The following is a 1,883-nucleotide window of genomic DNA, read 5'->3' as shown; positions in this document are numbered from 1 at the left end:
TACATCGTCGTGTATGGAGCAAATGCGACTGAATTTGGCCCAGATCCGTACACCTTATCGTTAGGCCGAATACTACTTGACACGAATGAACCGAACGGAACTTTTGAACAAGCCGTACCTGTGAAACCCGGAAAGGTTTATGAGTCATATATATCGATTTCAAACGATAAAGATGTTTATTTATTTACTTCTAAAGTAGAAGGTAATTTTACTGTGACTCTGACTTCGCCTTCAGAGAAGAATTACGATATTGATGTATTTGAAACGGCGAGCTGGTCGAAATGGGTTGCAGGTTCTTACAATCTCTCGGGTCAAAAGGACAAAGTATCTTTTAATGTAAAACGGAACACCCAATATTTCATTGTTATCTCGGGAAAAGAAGCGGTGGACTTTGGACCAGATTCCTATACATTATCTTTTGGGAACCTTGTGAAATATTATTATGATCCTGTTACGAATCGCTTGAAGAGCATTCAAGATGCTAGTGGTAGAGAGATCCATTATTATTATGATAATAATGGGAATTTGACAAATGTAGAAACTATAGAAGGCGAATAACTTCTCAACCCAGTAGTCCTTTGTATAACTGGAAAAGTACGGGCATGGAATACGAGATTCAGACCGAATAACTCAAGATGGAGCTACATTGGCGGAGAAGTTCTCGTTCGATTTAGCTACAGAAAAAATTAAATATCGGTCAAACACGTACGGTTTGATAGACTTTATCGATTCAAACGGGAGATGAACCCTAACGGGACGCTGGCGAAGATTACTGGCTGGCATTTAGAAATGAATAAAATGAAGAAAGTGGAGGTTTATATTAATGATCAACTACAATTACCATTGACAAGCTCAATTAATCAGTTACGGAATGATGTCTATAATTTATATCCTGAGTATTCCAACAAGAACTCAGGCTATAGGGTAGAGATTAAATCACCTGGAATAAGGCTATATATGAACCTACCATGTATAGATTAAAAGTAGTTATCGAAAATATGAATGAACAAAAAACAGAGTATAATCGAATTTTCTACGTAAAACGTTCTTATGACATTATTATTACCTTTCCTTACCATCCATCATAAATTCAACGATGTTAAGCTGATCAATTTTTATTACATTAGGTGTTAGTAAATCAAAAAGTGTTTTTAACTATTTTTAAAGGAGCTAATTTCAAATGAAGAAATGGATCTCGTTGTGCTTGGCCATGAATATATTTCTTATAGAAGTTCTAAGCGTTGGGTATGTGTTCGCTGAAGAGAAGACGGCCTCGGAAACTGGTTCGCCAACCTCCAGCATTTCATCGGTTACTTCAAGTGTCTATGATGAGCTATTCATTAATTTGTCTGCTTCGCTAGATCCTGATGACATTATCACCATCTCCTCTGTTGCAGACCGTTTCGTAGTTGATCGTTCTTGGGTCACAGCAGAATTAGTGAAAGGATACAAGCTCAGCGATATTTATCAAGGCCTTCTGTTTCAAGAAAAAGGCGGGGAATACCAAATCTATATGGATCGGCTGTATCCTGACCTCCCTCTCGATCCCCTCACAGCTTTTAACAAGCAGTCCCTAGCAGTAACAAATGCAGTATATGATAGTTTGCTCCCGGACATCGTAGCCCAAGAGGTGTCTCCGTCTTCTGTTACGAAAAATGTTTATGGTCGTCTGATGCAGGGCGCGGCTTCAGGGATGGGATACGACGATGTGGCTCTAAAGCGTCAGCCGCTTCGAATCGATCAAGCACCGTATGGTGTTGGTTCAGTGCAAGATCAAATTTCCACCGTTGACGGATCATTACAAATCAAGGTGACCGACTTATTTGTTAAAGGTGCGAACGGGATGGATTTTGCACTGACTCGTGTCTATGATAGTACGATGG

At 39.4% G+C, this 1,883-nt stretch carries 1 protein-coding gene and 1 pseudogene; both read left to right on the top strand.

The window, feature by feature from the left end; translation table 11 throughout:
- Positions 1 to 558: RHS repeat domain-containing protein (locus BLS49_RS24955; RefSeq protein WP_175471534.1), on the top strand; the 558-nt coding region annotated here is incomplete at its 5' end.
- Between the two features lie 622 nt (positions 559 to 1,180).
- Positions 1,181 to 1,883, top strand: a pseudogene (locus BLS49_RS24410) (polymorphic toxin-type HINT domain-containing protein); the annotation flags it as partial.

The sequence above is a fragment of the Fontibacillus panacisegetis genome, from assembly GCF_900102215.1.
In the GTDB taxonomy this organism is placed as follows: Bacteria; Bacillota; Bacilli; order Paenibacillales; family Paenibacillaceae; genus Fontibacillus; species Fontibacillus panacisegetis.
This window is presented reverse-complemented; position numbering and strand designations above follow the sequence as displayed.